Raw genomic sequence first — 14,777 nt, 5'->3', positions numbered from 1 at the left:
CACTGCTCAGGAGGCGAAGAACATGGCGGGGAACGGAGCTCTCAGCGGTGCGGTGATCGCGGTGGCCGGCGCGGGTGGACCCGCGGGCCGGGCGGCGCTGCTGCGACTGGCCGAGGCGGGGGCGACCGTCGCCGCCGCGGACAACGATCCCGAGCGGCTCGCGGAGGCCGTCGACGCGGCCCGCTACGCGTCGGGCGGCGCGACCGTCACCGGCGAACCCGTCGATCTGCTCGACCTCCAGTCCACCCAGGACTGGGCCGACCACATCGAGAAGGACTTCGGCCGGGTCGACGGCCTGGTCCACCTCGTCGGCGGCTGGCGCGGCAGCGAGACCTTCATCAAGACCAGCCTCGACGACTGGGACTTTCTGGAGCTGCTGCTCATCCGCACCGTGCAGCACACCTCGCTCGCCTTCTTCGAGGGCCTGCAACGCAGCGAGCGCGGCCGGTACGTGCTGATCAGCGCCGCCGGCGCCTCGAATCCGACCGCGGGCAACGCCTCGTACGCCGCCGCCAAGGCCGCCGCCGAGGCCTGGACGCTCGCACTGGCCGACGCCTTCCGCAAGGCCGGGGGCGCCGAGGGGCCGACGTCCGCGGCTGCCATCCTGGTGGTGAAGGCGCTGGTGCACGACGCGATGCGCGCCGAGCGACCCAACGCGAAGTTCGCGGGCTTCACGGACGTCAAGGACCTGGCCGACGCCGTCGTCAGTGTCTGGGACAAGCCCGCCGCCGAAGTGAACGGAAACCGCCTGTGGCTGACCGAGAAGCCGTGAACCCTCCGAAGACCGACGCCCGCCGTCACCACGACCCGGACGTCCGCGGCTTCGCCAGTGACAACTACGCCGGCGCCCACCCGGAGGTGCTCGCCGCCTTGGCCCTGGCCAACGGCGGGCACCAGGTCGCGTACGGCGAGGACGACTACACGGAGAACCTCCAGCGAATCGTCCGCAGCCACTTCGGCGCCACCGCCGAGGCGTTCCCGGTCTTCAACGGCACCGGCGCCAACGTCGTCGCGCTCCAGGCGGTCACCGACCGTTGGGGCGCCGTGATCTGCGCCGAGAGCGCGCACATCCACGTGGACGAGTGCGGGGCGCCGGAGCGGGTCGGCGGGCTGAAGCTGCTCACCGTGCCCACGCCCGACGGCAAGCTCACCCCCGAGCTGATCGACAGGCAGGCGTACGGCTGGGACGACGAGCACCGGGCGATGCCGCAGGTCGTCTCGATCACCCAGAGCACCGAACTCGGCACCCTCTACACGCCGGACGAGATCCGCGCGATCTGCGACCACGCCCATGCGCACGGCATGAAGGTGCACCTGGACGGCTCCCGGATAGCCAACGCGGCCGCCTCGCTGAACGTGCCCATGCGGACGTTCACCGACGCGGTCGGCGTCGACCTCCTCTCTCTCGGCGGCACCAAGAACGGCGCCCTGTTCGGCGAGGCGGTCGTCGTCCTCAACCAGGACGCCGTCCGCCATATGAAGCACCTGCGGAAGCTGTCCATGCAGCTCGCCTCCAAGATGCGCTTCGTATCGGTGCAGTTGGAGGCCCTGCTCGCCAAGGATCTGTGGCTGCGCAACGCCCGGCACTCCAACGAGATGGCTCAGCGGCTGGCGGAGGGCGTACGCGCCGTCCACGGCGTGGAGATCCTCTACCCGGTGCAGGCCAACGGCGTCTTCGCCAAGCTCCCGCACGAGGTGAGCGAGCGCCTGCAGAAGCGGTTCCGCTTCTACTTCTGGGATGAGCCGGCGGGTGTCGTGCGCTGGATGTGCGCGTTCGACACGACCGAGGAGGACGTGGACGCGTTCGTCGCGGCGGTGAAGCAGGAGATGGCTGGCTAGGAGCAACTGCATAGGTATGCGATCACCTGGAAAGTCATTGACTCCCGGGTGATCGCTTTCCTATGCTCTGCGGGTATGGAGCTGATCCAGAACACCCCTGACCTGTCTGCGTATTTGGTGGCGGATGAGGTCATCGATCACGACCACCCGGCCGTTCGGGAGACGGCTGCGCGTCTCGCCGCGGATGCGGAAGACTCGTATGCCTATGCGCGGTTGGCGTTCGAGTTCGTGCGTGACGCCATTCCGCACTCGCAGGACTCCGGAGACATGCGTGTCACCTGGCGCGCCTCCGACGTCCTGAAGCAGGGGACGGGTATCTGCTACGCCAAGGCCCACGCGCTGGCCGCCCTGCTGCGGGCCGAGGACATCCCGACGGCGCTGTGCTACCAGCGCCTCGCGCACGACGACGGCGATGGCCACGCCGTGCACGGCCTGGTCGCCGTGCGGTTCAACGGTGCCTGGCATCGCCAGGATCCCCGCGGCAACAAGCCGGGCGTGGACGCCCAATTCTCGCTCGACGCCGAGCGGTTGGCCTGGGTGCCCGAGGTCCGGTCCAACGAGCTGGACTATCCGGTCCTGTACGCTGAACCGCACCCGACCGTACTGAGCGCCCTCAAAGCCGCCCCCGACCGGCCGTATCTGTGGAGCACGCTCCCCACCGCACTCTGAGGCAGGCGATGACTCTCTCCCTGACCGTGTCCGACGAGGTGCGCGCCCTGGCGCCCGGCTTCACGCACCTGGCGATCGAGGCACACGGCCTGGTCAACGGCCCGACCACCGAGGCCAGTTCCGCACTCCTCGACGACGCGGCCCGCCGTCTCGCCGTACGCCTGGAAGGGCGCGCTCCGCACGAGGACCCGCACATGGCGGCCTGGCGGGAGGTCTACACGGCGTTCGGCTCGAAGCCGTCCCGCACCCGCAACTCCGCGGAGGCGCTGGCCAAGAGGGCGCTCTCGGACGCGGGGCTGCCCCGGATCAACCTGCTCGTCGACCTCTACAACGCCATCAGCGTCGCCCACCTGATCCCGGTCGGCGGTGAGGACATCGACCGCATCGAGGGCGGTATGCGCCTGGTGCGGGCCACCGGGGACGAGAACTTCGTCACCGTCGCCGGAGGCGAGGCGGTCGTCGAACACCCCGATGCGGGCGAGGTGGTGTGGTGCGACGGAGTGGGCGTGACCTGCCGCCGCTGGAACTGGCGCCAGGGACCGCGGACCCGACTCGCGGAGGAGACCACGGCGGGCATCTTCCTGCTGGAGAGCCTGGCGCCGATGCCGGTCGCAGACGTAGAGCAGGCGGCAGCCGAACTAGCCGAACTGCTGGAGAAGTTCAGCCCGGGGGCAAAGATCACGGTGCGCTCGTAGGGGCCGGTTCGGCAACGCCCTATAGGGGCGCGGGGCTGTATTGAACATGCGGCTCCGCCGCGCGGGCATGACCAGCCACGACGGCGCCGCAGACGACCCACAACGTACCCGGCACTACCAGCGGAGCGCCTAGCGGGCCTCGGCCTCGCGCACCTGCTCCGGCGTCGGCGCCGTGCCTCCGAGGTGGGCCGGCATCCACCAGGTGTCGTTGGCGTCCTTCGGGCGCACGGGGTACGCCCGCTGTGCGGCCTCCAGGAGTTCCTGGACGCGCTCGCGCAGCTGGCGGGTGATCGCGCCCGCGTACTTGTCCTTGGACGCCTCGATCGCCTCGCCGACCCGGATCGTGATCGGGATGTGGCTGCGCTTGAAGTTGCGCGGCTGGCCCTTGGTCCACAGCCGCTGCGTGCCCCACACGGCCATCGGGATCAGCGGCACACCCGCTTCCTGGGCCAGCCGTGCGGCGCCCGACTTGAAGCCCTTCAACGTGAACGACTGCGAGATCGTGGCCTCCGGGAAGACACCGATGACCTCACCGGACTTGAGTGAGTCCAGCGCGTGGGCGTACGCCGCCTCGCCCTGCTTGCGGTCCACGGGAATGTGCTTCATGCCGCGCATCAGCGGGCCCGAGATCTTGTGCCGGAAGACCGACTCCTTCGCCATAAAGCGAACAAGACGTTTCTGCGGGAGCGCCGCCAGCCCGTTGAAGACGAAGTCCAGGTAGCTGATGTGGTTGCTCACCAGCACAGCGCCGCCCGAGCGCGGAATGTTCTCCGACCCCTTGCAGTCGATCTTGAGGTCCCACGCCTTGAACAACGTCTGGGCGAAACCGACGACGGGACGGTAGACAAGCTCTGCCATGGACGGGGTGGACCCTTCCTTCTCTGCCTGGGAAGGGGGCTCCCAGTGGAAAAGTTACGCAGCCGTAGGTTTACGGCATGTCGCAGATCGTGCCCCAAGAACGGCCGACGGCCAAGCCTAAGTGCCGGGGAACGGCGAGATCCTCGTCACGTCGCCCCGTGATCCACCTCGGATTTTGTAGCGCCCTTTACACTGCTTCACTCGGCGCGCACCATCACCCGCCGCACGAGCAGGTACATCTCGCATCCCAGGCAATAGCCGAAAACGGCGTTCAGGAAAGCGGCCGCGAGCGCCGCGCCGGACGCGGCGAGCCCCAGCCAGACCGGGCCGAGTGTGAAGCCGACCAGCCCGAGGCCCGCGAAGACCAGCCCCACCGCCTGGGCGAACCGCGGCGGTTCCGGCGACTCGAACTCCGTCGGCGGCCCGATCCGGGGACGGACGGCCTTGCGGAACAGCCAGCCGTACGGCGAACGGGACACTCCGCCCGCCGCGCCCAGCGCGAAGGCCAGCGTCTGCCAGGCCAGCAGCCAGGCATTTCCGGTGACCAGAACGACCGCGAGCACCACGGTCGTCAGGGCCGCTCCGAAGCGCGGCCCTCTTACGTCGATGTCCATGAATCAAGCATTCCGCAGCGGAAAGGCTTTCCGGGAGTCGGGAATCTTTGCAGTCTCGTGAACGCTTGAGCAGGGTGATGAGCGGACTTGTGGTGTGTGCGGTGGTGCTCGTGGCGGCGAGCGTCTACGGAGTGCTGCAGCGGCGGCGGAGCGGGAGAGTACGGGTGCGCGGGCGCGACGACGGAAAGCGGCTCGGGGCGGCCGAGTTGGGGGAGGCGTTGGGCGAGCGCGCCACCCTCGTGCAGTTCTCCAGCGCCTTCTGTGCCCCCTGCCGGGCCACCCGGCGTGTCCTGGGCGAGGTCGCCGGCATGGTCCCGGGCGTGACCCACGTCGAGATCGACGCCGAGGACCAGCTGGACCTCGTACGACGGCTCGACATCCTCAAGACGCCGACCGTGCTGGTCCTCGACGCGGGCGGCAACGTCGTACGGCGGGCCACCGGTCAGCCGCGCAAGGCGGACGTGATCGCCGCCCTGGGTGAAGCGGTCTGAGGGGCCGTGATGCCGAGGGTGAGTCATCTCCCACATGCCGGAACGTACTTGACTGTGCGCACCACCTATCGTCAGCCTGACCGTATGCCAGAGGAACTCCTTCTCTTCGGGCGGGCCCATGTCGACCTGGCCCGCACCGCGAGCGCGCGCTGTCCGGGCTGTTGAGCAGTCACCGGTCCGTACGCCTCCCCTCGCAGAAGGACAATTCCATGACGGCCACGTCCGACCTCGGCACAGCCCAGCTCGCCTCTCCCGACCTGCTCCGCTCCGTCTTCCGACGCCATGCCGCCGGAGTGGCCGTGATCACCGCCCGCGGTGAGTCGGGCCCGGTCGGCTTCACCGCCACCTCCCTCACGTCGGTCTCCGCCGAGCCCCCGATGCTCTCCTTCGGCATCGGCACCGGCGCCTCCAGCTGGCCCGCGATATCCGGCACCGACCACATCGGCGTCCACGTACTCGGCGAGCACCAACAGGAGCTGGCCGCCACCTTCGCCCGTAGCGGTGCCGACCGCTTCGGCGCGTCCACGGCCTGGCGCGAGGGTCCTGAAGGCGTTCCCGTGCTCGACGACGTCCTCGCCTGGATGGTGTGCCGGGTCGTGGGGCGGGTGCCCGCGGGTGATCACCGCATCGTGCTGGCCGAGGTCGTCCTGGGTGACCCCACCGGTCCCGGACGTCCGCTCCTGTACCACCAGGGCCGGTTCAACGGCCTGCGTGACTGACGTCACCGGGCCGATGTGACCGATCAGCCCCTCCGCCGTTCTGCGAAGCGGTCCGACTCCGATTACGCTGCGTTGCAAAGGTCACAGTTCAAAGCGCTTGCTTAGCGGGAACGAACTGGGTGTACTGACGAGTAATATTTCGCTCGGAGCGCGGGTCGCCCCGATCGGGATCGGCCGCTTGGGGCGCCTATGCTGCCTGCAAGTAGGCAGCAGAGAAATGTCGACGCAGTAGGAGAGCCGGCGTGAGCTTGAGGATCGTTGTCACTGTGAAGTACGTGCCCGACGCCACTGGCGACCGGCACTTCGCCGATGACCTGACCGTCGACCGGGACGACGTGGACGGTCTGCTCTCCGAGCTCGACGAGTACGCCGTCGAGCAGGCGCTGCAGATCTCCGAGAACTCCGACGACGACGTCGAGATCACCGTCCTGACGGTCGGCCCGGAGGACGCCAAGGACGCGCTGCGCAAGGCCCTGTCGATGGGCGCCGACAAGGCGATCCACGTCGAGGACGACGACCTGCACGGCACCGACGCCATCGGCACCTCCCTGGTGCTGGCCAAGGCGATCGAGAAGGCCGGCTACGACCTGGTGATCTCCGGCATGGCCTCCACCGACGGCACCATGGGTGTCGTCCCGGCCCTGCTGGCCGAGCGCCTGGGCGTTCCGCAGGTCACCCTGCTGTCCGAGGTCTCCGTCGAGGACGGCACGGTCAAGGGCCGCCGGGACGGCGACGCCGCCTCCGAGCAGCTCGAGGCGTCCCTGCCGGCCGTCGTGTCGGTCACCGACCAGTCGGGCGAGGCGCGCTACCCGTCCTTCAAGGGCATCATGGCCGCCAAGAAGAAGCCGGTTCAGTCCTGGGACCTCTCCGACCTGGAGATCGAGGCCGAGGAGGTCGGTCTCGAGGGTGCCTACACCGTCGTGGACACCGCGGCCGAGCGCCCGGCCCGTACCGCCGGCACGATCGTCAAGGACGAGGGCGAGGGCGGCAAGCAGCTCGCCGAGTACCTCGCGAGCCAGAAGTTCGTCTAAAGGGGCACTGGCCCGCTCGAGGCTCAACACCCCCTCCGCCCCTTAAGCCTTCGCAATCCGCAGGAGAGCATTCCCATGGCTGAAGTTCTCGTCTACGTCGACCACGTGGACGGTGCCGTCCGCAAGCCCACTCTGGAGCTGCTGACCCTGGCCCGCCGCGTCGGCGAGCCCGTGGCTCTCGCGCTGGGAGGCGGCGCCGCCGACACCGCCGCCACCCTCGCCGAACACGGCGCCGTCAAGGTCCTCACCCACGACGCCGCCGAGTACGCCGACTACCTGGTCGTCCCGAAGGTCGACGCCCTCCAGGCCGCCGTCGAGGCCGTCTCCCCGGCCGCCGTTCTCGTCCCCTCCTCCGCCGAGGGCAAGGAGATCGCCGCTCGTCTGGCGCTGCGCATCGGCTCCGGCATCATCACCGACGCCATCGACCTCGAGGCCGGCGACGAGGGCCCGGTGGCCACCCAGTCGGTGTTCGCCGCGTCCTTCACCACCAAGTCCCGCATCGCCAAGGGCACCCCGGTCATCACGGTCAAGCCGAACTCGGCCGCCGTGGAGGCCGCTCCGGCCGCCGGTGCGGTCGAGGCCCTGGCGGTGTCCTTCTCCGCCGCCGCGACCGGCACCAAGGTGACCGCGCGCACGCCCCGTGAGTCGACCGGACGCCCGGAGCTGACCGAGGCCGCGATCGTGGTCTCCGGTGGCCGTGGCGTCAACGGCGCGGAGAACTTCGCGATCATCGAGGCCCTCGCCGACTCCCTCGGCGCGGCCGTCGGCGCCTCGCGTGCCGCGGTGGACGCCGGCTGGTACCCGCACACCAACCAGGTCGGCCAGACCGGTAAGAGCGTCTCACCGCAGCTGTACATCGCCTCCGGCATCTCCGGCGCGATCCAGCACCGGGCCGGTATGCAGACCTCGAAGACGATCGTGGCGATCAACAAGGACGCCGAAGCCCCGATCTTCGAGCTGGTCGACTACGGCGTCGTCGGCGACCTCTTCGACGTCGTCCCGCAGCTGACCGAGGAGATCAACACCCGCAAGGGCTGATCCCGATCGGGCGCATCGAGGCCCCCGTGACCGTGCAGACGGTCACGGGGGCCTCGGCTCATCCCAGGGTCAGGGACGCCTGGACGGGCAGATGGTCGCTCGGGAACTGGCCGTCGGCGGCGAAGGTGTTGACGGTCGCCCGATGCGTGGTGACGCCGGGCGTGGCCAGGACCCAGTCGATGCGGTCGCCGTTCGGCGTCAGCGGCTTGTAGCCGTGGAAGGTCGCGTACAGCGCGCTGCGCTCGTCGGCGGTGTCCCAGGTGTCGACAAGACCGGCGCCGAGCAGCGTGTCGTACACCGTGTTCTTGTGGGCGGCGACATTGAAGTCCCCGGTCACCACGACCGGCAGGGTGCGGTCGAAGCCGGCGATCCGCTCGGCGATCAGCGAGGCGCTGCGCTCGCGCGCGTGCTGGCTCACATGGTCGAAGTGGGTGTTGAGGACGTAGAACTCCCGTGCGCCGTCAGTGAGATCGCGGAAGCGGATCCAGGTGACCATGCGGGCGAAGGCCGCGCCCCAGGTGTTGGAGCCGATCACGTCCGGGGTGTCGGAGAGCCAGAAGTGGTCGTACTCGGTCGGGCGCAGTCGCCGGGAGTCGTAGAAGATCGCCATGGACTCGTCTCGGCTGCCGTGCAGCCGGCCGGTGCCCACCCAGTCGTAGCGCGGGCCGAGGTCGTTGTCGATGTCGAGCAGCTGCGAGAAGACGCCCTCCTGGGTGCCGATGACGTGCGGGGCCTCGCGGCGCAGCAGCTCGCGCATCACCGGTCTGCGCACGGTCCAGCTGTTGGGTTCGGTGGTGCTCGCGAAGCGCAGGTTGAAGGACATGACCTGAAGGTGCCGACGGGCCGGGCGTTCGCCCGCCGAGGCGGAGGACGTGGGCAGTGCTGTACTGGAGAGGGGCGCGGTGACCGCTGCGGCCAACGCGGCCTTCAGGCCCAGACGGCGCGTGACTCGGCTGTGGTTCGGCACTGGGGCTCCTTCGGTGGGAACTGCCGGACGAGTCGTGCGGGGCGTGCGTATGGAAGTGTGATACCGCGTACCGAGATGGGCGTGAACATGGCGAGATGGTGGAGTGACTCCCCGTGGACATGGTGTTGACCAGGTGGAAGGTCCCCGGATAACTTCGTCATGCGGATTGTTGATTCCGTATCGCGGAAATCAGGAGGGTGTGGGATGGGTCAGGGCCAGCAGGAGAAGGTGGCGACGAGCCTCGCGGGTGCCGTCAGCGAGGAGATCAGCGCCTCCCTCGCGCCGGTCGACGCGGAGCTGGAGCGCCGCTACCCCGGAGACCCCGGCAGCCGCCAGCCCGTCCACACCGTCTACGTCCCCGGCGACGTCTTCGCCGCCGACACCCTCCGCTCCTGGGGCGACCAGGCCCTGGCCCTCCTCGACGAACACGCGCCGGACGCCGCCTCCTTCGCCGCCGTCCTCGGCCTGTCCGACGAACTCGCCGAGCCGGTGCACGCGCGCGTGCGCGCCAAGCTGGAGCGCGAGCCCATCGAGGACCTGCGCGTCGACTTCGAGGACGGCTACGGCCCCCGCCCCGACGCCGAGGAGGACGAGGCGGCCGCCCGCGCGGCACGGCTGATCGCCGAGGCGTACGAGAAGGGCACGGCGGCCCCGTACATGGGCATCCGCATGAAGTGCATGGAGGCACCCGTACGCGACCGGGGCATCCGCACCCTCGACGTCTTCCTCACCGGCCTGATGGAGGCCGGCGGTCTGCCCGACGGGCTCGTCCTCACCTTGCCGAAGGTGACGTATCCCGAGCAGGTCACCGCCATGGTCAGGCTCCTGGAGGCCTTCGAGAAGGCGCGCGGGCTCGAGCCCGGCCGGATCGGCTTCGAGATCCAGATCGAGACCAGCCAGTCCATCCTCGCCACCGACGGCACCGCCACCGTCGCCCGGATGATCCAGGCCGCCGAGGGCCGCGCCACGGGCCTGCACTACGGCACCTTCGACTACAGCGCCTGCCTCGGCGTCTCCGCCGCCTACCAGGCCAGCGACCACCCGGCCGCCGACCACGCCAAGGCGATCATGCAGGTCGCGGCGGCGGGCACCGGCGTACGCGTCTCGGACGGCTCCACGAACGTCCTGCCGGTCGGCCCGACCGCGAAGGTCCACGACGCCTGGCGACTGCACTACGGCCTGACCCGGCGGGCGCTCTCGCGCGCCTACTACCAGGGCTGGGACATGCACCCCGGCCACATCCCCACTCGGTACGCGGCCGTCTTCGCCTTCTACCGCGAGGGCTTCGAGCAGGCTGCGGCCCGCCTCGCCCGATACGCCAACCGGGCGGGCGGCGACGTCATGGACGAGCCGGCCACCGCCAAGGCCCTCAGCGGCTATCTGCTGCGCGGTCTGGACTGCGGCGCCCTCGACATCGCCGAGGTCGCCCGGCTGACCGGCCTGACCCGCGCCGATCTGGAGGGCTTCGCGGCGCCCCGGCGCGGCGACCTGACGGTCTCCGCCCAGTAGGTTCCACACAAGACCTCCACGTGGCGGCCCTGTCACAGGGGCCATCACCGGCTGGTGTTGTCACCGCTGCCCCGTAGTCTGTACGGACTCATTGAGGTGTCACAGGAACGGGGCAGCGGTGTCTTCGGGGGAGAACGGACAGCCGGACGAGGCCGGTCGACTGCTGGCCGGGCGCTATCGCGTCATCGCACAGCTCGGGCGCGGCGGCATGGGTGTGGTGTGGAGGGCCGTCGACGAGGTCCTCGGCCGCGAGGTCGCCGTCAAGGAACTGCGCACCTACAGCGACGCCGACGGTCCCGAACTCGCCGATCTACGGCTGCGGATGCAGCGCGAGGCCCGCGCGGCGGCCCGGGTGCGGCACACCGGCGTCGTCGCGGTGCACGACGTCACCGAGATCGACGGACGCCCCCTCATCGTCATGGAGCTGGTCGACGGCCCCTCCCTGGAGAGAGTGCTGCGCGAGCGCACCCTCGACCCGCGCGAGGCGGCCGGAATCGGCGCCAAGGTCATGGACGCGCTGGCCGCCGCCCACCGTGCAGGCGTCCTGCACCGTGACGTCAAGCCCGGCAACATCCTGCTCGACCGCTCCGGCCGAGTCGTCCTGACCGACTTCGGCATCGCCACCATGGACGACCCGGGCGACGGCTCGGCCACCCATTTGACCCGCACCGGCCACCTCGTCGGCTCCCTCGACTACTTGGCCCCCGAGCGGGCCCAGGGCGCCGATCCGGGTCCCTCCTCGGACGTCTGGGCCCTGGGCGCCACGCTGTACGCGGCGGTCGAGGGCTCCGCGCCCTTCCGCCGCACGTCCACCTTCTCCACACTCACCGCGATCATCTCCGAGCCCCTGCCGGAGCCCCGCAACGCCGGGCCCCTCGGCCCCGTCCTCCAGCGGCTCATGGACAAGCGGTCCGAGTCCCGCCCCGAGGCCGACGAGGCGCGGGAACTCCTGCAGGCGGTGGCCGACTCGGCGGGTCCTGACTCGCCTACGGCGGCGCTGCTGGGATCGGCGGGAGCCGGGCCCGTGCCGGACGAGACGAAGCCCAGCGCTCCGGCGCCGGCGCCAGGAGCTGGGCCCACGGCGCCGGAGGGACAGACGCCCATCGCGCCGACGGCGCCCGCCGGGCAGGCGTACGGCGGCCCGGGACAGGGGGCGCCGGGGGCTCAGGGCTTGGCAGTGCCGGGGCAGGGCGTTCTTGCGTCGGGTGTGCCCGGGGCGCCGCCCTTCGGGAATGTGGGGCAGGGTGCGCCTGCGGCGCAGGGGCCCGCGGGGCAGGGAGCGCCGGGGCCTGCGGGGCAGGCGGTACCTGGGTCCGTGGGGCAGGGCGCTCCGGGAGCACAGGGTTCTGCGGGGCAGGGGACACCCGGGCCCGCAGGACAGGGTGCACCAGGCCCCGCGGGACTGGGCGCCGCGTGGGTGCAAGGGCCCACGACTCCCGGACAGGGCACGCCGCCGGCCCAGAGCTACGGTGCCGTCGGCCAACCGGGCCCGGCGGGACACAACCACGGACACCCCGTCCCCGGGCAGCCGACCCCTTCGTCGTACGGCGGTGCGCCGGTGCCGTCCGGCCAACCCCCGCACGGCTACGTCGGCCCCACCCCGTCACCGCACGACTCGGCCCCCACCGGCCCGATGACCACGTCCTCCGACGGCCCCGCCCGGCGCAAGGGCCGTGCCCTGCTCGCCGCCGTGGCCGTCGCCGTCGTGCTCGCGGCGGCCGGGGGCACCGTGGCCCTGGTGAACAACACGGGCGACAGCAAGAAGGAGGCGCGGGCCACGTCGTCGTCCGCCACCTCTCCGGGCGAGTCCGCCCCGCAGACCGGCAGCCCCGACGCCGACGACCCCTCGGGCGAATCGGGTCTCACCGAGAAGGACGACGAGAAGGACCCCGACGCGACCAAGACGCCGAGCCGTTCGGCGGACACCGGACGCACCGACGGGCCCACCTCGGCCCCGACCAAGACCTCGGGCGGTGGCGGCACCAACGGCGGCACCACGGGCGGCGGTTCCGGCGACGGCGGTACGACGGGCGGCGGAGGAACCTCGGGCGGCGGTGGAACGACGGGCGGGGGCGCCACCACACAGGCCCCGGCCTGTACCTCCATCGGCGGCGGCAAGTACAACTGCCAGGTCTGGAGGACCGCCAAGTCCTACACCGCCTCCGGCAGCGAGGTCGGCCAACTCAACGCGGGCACCAACTACTTCTACTGCCAGCAGAACCTGGGCCGCCGCGAGACCTACGGCGAGTGGACCAACGTCTGGTGGGCCAAGACGGACGACGACAACGGCAACACCAACGTCTTCGTCAGCGACGTCTACCTGGAGGGCGGCAACAACGACGAGCCGGTGCCGGGTCTTCCGGTCTGCTGACATCCAGGCGGTCCGCCGCGATCAGGAGCCCTGAACCCGGACGCAGCCCTCCAGCCCGGAGGCCGTCACCCGCTTCTCTTCCGCGAACAGCCGGGTACCCCGCTCGCACAGCATCGCATCGGCACGCGCCCGCGCGCAGAACTCCTCGGCGGTGACACCGAACAGCTCCCTCAACCGGGCCGAGCCCAGCAGAAGTTCGGTGAGCAGCGGCCGCTGGCCGGGGTGGGTGCGCGGCGTACCGGCGCCGTCGTGCAGGACGCCATGGCGGTTGACGTACGCGAAAGCGCCCGGGAGTGTGCTGCCGTCCGCGAACTCGATCCGCACGGTGGGTGCCGGCAGCCAGGCGCGGTCGTAGTTGCCGCCCGGCACCGGCACGCCCTCGCTCGCGTCGATCACCGCGAGCTGCTCGGCGTCGAGCCAGGTGACGAACAACTCCCGCACGCGGCCCGGTGCGTGGAACGGTGACGCGGACACGTACCCCATGCGGCTCACGTGCGCGGAGACGCCCACCTCGATGCCGGTGACCCGCGCCCGCACCATCGGGATGGGGGAGGCGATCCCGAACTCTTCCATTTTGTGCCGCAGTTGGCCGGGGCAGGCATTGGAGCCGACCGCGAGGACGGGTACGCGGTCGTCGTGCACCAGGCGGTCCAGCGGCAGCAGCCGGTCCCCGTCGAGGAGCCCGGAGTCCGACGGCCAGGCGCCCGGGTAGAGGAGCGGATGATCGCGCGGCGCCTCGGTCAGGCCGAGGGCCTCCAAGGTGCGCCCACGCAGGGGCAGCCACGACCCGCTGGTGCGGTCGGCCATGAGGTGCTCAGTCCGCCGGCGGCAGCTCGCCCGAGCCGCGGGTGATGAGCCGCGTCGGCAGCTCGATGCGTTCCGGGGTGATCAGGGTGCCGTCGAGCTGACGGAACAACCGCTCGGCGGCGCTACGGCCGATCGCCGCCGCGTCCTGGGCGACGACGGTGACGCCGGGCTCCAGCAGGTCGGCGAGTTCGATGTCGTCGAAGCCGACGAGGGCGACGCGACGGGTCTGTTCGGCGAGGACACGGATCACGGTGACCGTCACCCGGTTGTTGCCCGCGAAGATCGCGGTGACGGGGGAGGGACCGGAGAGCATCCCCTCGGCCGCGTCACGCACCCGCTCCGGGTCGGTGACGCCCAGGGACATCCAGGAGTCCTCCACCGGTATGCCCGCGTCCTCCATGGCGGCCCGGTAGCCGCGCAGTCGCTCGGCGGCCGTGTGGATGCGGGGCATGTCGCCGACGAAGCCGATTCTGCGGTGGCCGTGGGCGATGAGATGGGCGACGCCGTCCCGGGCACCGCCGTAGTTGTCGGACAGGACGCAGTCGGCGTCGATCTTGCCCGCCGGGCGGTCGACGAACACGGTGGCGACGCCCGCTTTGAGCTCGGGCTCCAGATAGCGGTGGTCGTCACCGGCCGGGATGATCACCAGCCCGTCCACCCGCCGCGCGCACAGCGCCAGCGCCAGTTCCTGCTCGCGGTCCGGGTCCTCGGCGCTGGAGCCGTTGATGAGCAGGGCGCCGTGCGCCCGGGCGACCTCCTCGACCGCCCGGCTGAGGGGGCCGTAGAAAGGGTCCGCGAGATCCTCCAGGACCAGGCCGATGCTCGCCGTACGGCCCTTGCGCAGCACCCGCGCGCTGTCGTTGCGGCGAAAGCCCAGCGCGTCGATGGCCTCCTGGACACGGCGCTCCGTCTCCGGGGTGACCCCCGGCTCCCCGTTGACCACGCGCGAGACGGTCTTCAGACCGACTCCGGCACGCGCGGCGACGTCCTTCATGGTCGGACGGTTGCCGTAGCGGGCCCCGGAGAGACGGTCCGAGTGGCGGTCAGCAGGGCGGTCGGATCGGCGGATGGCCTCGGGCACGATGCGGTGTCCTGTCCTGTCGTCGTCCACGGAGATACGGCGGTCCATGGGGATTCGTCCCGCTACGGGAGGTGTCGGGCCATGGGAT

Annotated in this window: 14 protein-coding genes and 1 pseudogene; 10 read left to right on the top strand and 5 right to left on the bottom strand. The window is 70.8% G+C overall.

The genetic code is table 11. The features are described from left to right. The first annotated feature begins 22 nt into the window (after nucleotides 1–22). From BLU79_RS01435 to BLU79_RS01420, 4 genes are all read left to right on the top strand, one after another. Entirely contained in the window at nucleotides 23–772 is a 750-nt protein-coding gene (locus BLU79_RS01435) for an SDR family NAD(P)-dependent oxidoreductase (protein ID WP_093903703.1), read from the top strand. After that, nucleotides 769–1,839 carry a threonine aldolase family protein gene (locus tag BLU79_RS01430; RefSeq protein WP_093903702.1) on the top strand — a complete coding sequence of 357 codons (1,071 nt, stop codon included), beginning with the start codon at nucleotides 769–771 and terminating at the stop codon, nucleotides 1,837–1,839. The genes BLU79_RS01435 and BLU79_RS01430 overlap by 4 nt, the downstream gene beginning before the upstream one ends. A 75-nt stretch (nucleotides 1,840–1,914) precedes the next feature. Beyond that, nucleotides 1,915–2,508 carry a transglutaminase domain-containing protein gene (locus BLU79_RS01425; protein WP_093903701.1) on the top strand — a complete coding sequence of 198 codons (594 nt, stop codon included), beginning with the start codon at nucleotides 1,915–1,917 and terminating at the stop codon, nucleotides 2,506–2,508. 8 nt (nucleotides 2,509–2,516) lie between these two features. Beyond that, nucleotides 2,517–3,203, top strand: a complete 687-nt coding sequence (locus BLU79_RS01420; protein ID WP_093903700.1) for a B3/B4 domain-containing protein — start codon at nucleotides 2,517–2,519, stop codon at nucleotides 3,201–3,203. 129 nt (nucleotides 3,204–3,332) lie between these two features. On the opposite strand, the gene BLU79_RS01415 is transcribed toward BLU79_RS01420, so the two are convergent. Continuing rightward, nucleotides 3,333–4,061 carry a lysophospholipid acyltransferase family protein gene (locus BLU79_RS01415; RefSeq protein ID WP_093903699.1) on the bottom strand — a complete coding sequence of 243 codons (729 nt, stop codon included), beginning with the start codon at nucleotides 4,059–4,061 and terminating at the stop codon, nucleotides 3,333–3,335. Between the two features lie 197 nt (nucleotides 4,062–4,258). After that, the gene (locus BLU79_RS01410) at nucleotides 4,259–4,675 is read right to left on the bottom strand and encodes a DUF4395 domain-containing protein (protein ID WP_093903698.1); all 417 of its coding nucleotides are present in this window, start codon (nucleotides 4,673–4,675) and stop codon (nucleotides 4,259–4,261) included. Nucleotides 4,676–4,752: 77 nt separating this feature from the next. On the opposite strand from BLU79_RS01410, the gene BLU79_RS01405 reads away from it, so the two are divergent. The 4 genes from BLU79_RS01405 (at nucleotide 4,753) to BLU79_RS01390 (ending at nucleotide 7,954) form a co-directional block, all read left to right on the top strand. Further along, complete coding sequence (locus tag BLU79_RS01405; RefSeq protein ID WP_093903697.1) at nucleotides 4,753–5,166, top strand: TlpA family protein disulfide reductase; 414 nt, start codon at nucleotides 4,753–4,755, stop codon at nucleotides 5,164–5,166. Nucleotides 5,167–5,375: 209 nt separating this feature from the next. Next, nucleotides 5,376–5,885: a flavin reductase family protein gene (locus BLU79_RS01400; RefSeq protein WP_093903696.1), complete on the top strand. Its 510-nt coding sequence runs from the start codon at nucleotides 5,376–5,378 to the stop codon at nucleotides 5,883–5,885. 242 nt (nucleotides 5,886–6,127) lie between these two features. Next, entirely contained in the window at nucleotides 6,128–6,916 is a 789-nt protein-coding gene (locus tag BLU79_RS01395) for an electron transfer flavoprotein subunit beta/FixA family protein (protein WP_093903695.1), read from the top strand. A 75-nt stretch (nucleotides 6,917–6,991) separates the two neighbouring features. Further along, nucleotides 6,992–7,954 carry an electron transfer flavoprotein subunit alpha/FixB family protein gene (locus tag BLU79_RS01390; RefSeq protein ID WP_093903694.1) on the top strand — a complete coding sequence of 321 codons (963 nt, stop codon included), beginning with the start codon at nucleotides 6,992–6,994 and terminating at the stop codon, nucleotides 7,952–7,954. Nucleotides 7,955–8,012: 58 nt separating this feature from the next. Here BLU79_RS01390 and BLU79_RS01385 read toward each other — a convergent pair whose 3' ends face one another. After that, nucleotides 8,013–8,921, bottom strand: a complete 909-nt coding sequence (locus tag BLU79_RS01385; RefSeq protein ID WP_093903693.1) for an endonuclease/exonuclease/phosphatase family protein — start codon at nucleotides 8,919–8,921, stop codon at nucleotides 8,013–8,015. A 204-nt stretch (nucleotides 8,922–9,125) separates the two neighbouring features. On the opposite strand from BLU79_RS01385, the gene BLU79_RS01380 reads away from it, so the two are divergent. Continuing rightward, entirely contained in the window at nucleotides 9,126–10,430 is a 1,305-nt protein-coding gene (locus BLU79_RS01380; RefSeq protein ID WP_093903692.1) for a DUF6986 family protein, read from the top strand. 118 nt (nucleotides 10,431–10,548) lie between these two features. Continuing rightward, nucleotides 10,549–12,801, top strand: a complete 2,253-nt coding sequence (locus BLU79_RS01375; protein ID WP_093903691.1) for a serine/threonine-protein kinase — start codon at nucleotides 10,549–10,551, stop codon at nucleotides 12,799–12,801. On the opposite strand, the pseudogene BLU79_RS01370 reads toward BLU79_RS01375, so the two are convergent. Further along, nucleotides 12,747–13,608 (bottom strand): annotated as a pseudogene (locus BLU79_RS01370) (hypothetical protein). The gene BLU79_RS01375 and the pseudogene BLU79_RS01370 overlap by 55 nt on opposite strands. Before the next feature lie 7 nt (nucleotides 13,609–13,615). Beyond that, entirely contained in the window at nucleotides 13,616–14,737 is a 1,122-nt protein-coding gene (locus BLU79_RS01365; protein ID WP_093903689.1) for a LacI family DNA-binding transcriptional regulator, read from the bottom strand. Between the last annotated feature and the right edge of the window lie 40 nt (nucleotides 14,738–14,777).

This window comes from Streptomyces sp. cf386, from assembly GCF_900103585.1.
In the GTDB taxonomy this organism is placed as follows: Bacteria; Actinomycetota; Actinomycetes; order Streptomycetales; family Streptomycetaceae; genus Streptomyces.
This window is presented reverse-complemented; position numbering and strand designations above follow the sequence as displayed.

Coding starts and splice junctions, on each gene's coding strand:
- BLU79_RS01435 (WP_093903703.1), top strand. CDS start 23: ATGGCGGGGAACGGAGCTCTCAGCGGTGCGGTGATCGCGGTGGCCGGC.
- BLU79_RS01425 (WP_093903701.1), top strand. CDS start 1,915: ATGGAGCTGATCCAGAACACCCCTGACCTGTCTGCGTATTTGGTGGCG.
- BLU79_RS01420 (WP_093903700.1), top strand. CDS start 2,517: ATGACTCTCTCCCTGACCGTGTCCGACGAGGTGCGCGCCCTGGCGCCC.
- BLU79_RS01415 (WP_093903699.1), bottom strand. CDS start 4,061: ATGGCAGAGCTTGTCTACCGTCCCGTCGTCGGTTTCGCCCAGACGTTG.
- BLU79_RS01410 (WP_093903698.1), bottom strand. CDS start 4,675: ATGGACATCGACGTAAGAGGGCCGCGCTTCGGAGCGGCCCTGACGACC.
- BLU79_RS01405 (WP_093903697.1), top strand. CDS start 4,753: ATGAGCGGACTTGTGGTGTGTGCGGTGGTGCTCGTGGCGGCGAGCGTC.
- BLU79_RS01400 (WP_093903696.1), top strand. CDS start 5,376: ATGACGGCCACGTCCGACCTCGGCACAGCCCAGCTCGCCTCTCCCGAC.
- BLU79_RS01390 (WP_093903694.1), top strand. CDS start 6,992: ATGGCTGAAGTTCTCGTCTACGTCGACCACGTGGACGGTGCCGTCCGC.
- BLU79_RS01380 (WP_093903692.1), top strand. CDS start 9,126: ATGGGTCAGGGCCAGCAGGAGAAGGTGGCGACGAGCCTCGCGGGTGCC.
- BLU79_RS01365 (WP_093903689.1), bottom strand. CDS start 14,737: ATGGACCGCCGTATCTCCGTGGACGACGACAGGACAGGACACCGCATC.